Source organism: Treponema sp. R80B11-R83G3, assembly GCF_054786115.1.
Genome location: NZ_BDHF01000593.1, coordinates 1 through 481 on the forward strand (window position 1 = coordinate 1; position 481 = coordinate 481).

Annotated in this window: 1 protein-coding gene; it reads right to left on the reverse strand. The window is 42.4% G+C overall.

The features are described from left to right. Positions 1 to 96: 96 nt before the first annotated feature. Positions 97 to 481 (reverse strand): hypothetical protein (locus ACYVRH_RS15125; RefSeq protein WP_461257673.1); only part of this gene is annotated, 385 nt, incomplete at its 5' end.

The window sequence follows — 481 nt, forward strand, 5'->3', positions numbered from 1 at the left end:
CAGACAGTCAGCTTTGATGCGTCCTTCGGGCGTCAAATTTTCATCTCCTACGAACCTTATTTAATTCTTCAGTAAGATTAAACGGCGTTTTCGTTTTCATTTCTTCCACTCCCACTTTCCATTCTCAAAATCGCATACCGCGCCGCACTTGTCGCATTTAAAGCATTCGTATCCGGCAATAAGTTTCTTATTCCCGCAAATGCCGCACTTCGTGGGGCTTTTGTTTTTTGCGGCTTCTAGTTTGTTACGCGCTTTTTTATTTGCTGTGCAGGCTGCCTGTTCTTGCCGCCATTGTGGAAACATCTCTATTCTGTCATCTGCGGAAAGAAGCTTAATAAACAATTTTGTTTTTTCATTTTGCGGATTATTCGGGTAGTTTTCTTGTATCGCCTCTGCAATGTATTCAGGATATGTAAAAGCCCCGGAAAGCCAAGAAGGATCAATACCGGATTTCAGGATTTCAGCAACCTTTTTTCTGCCT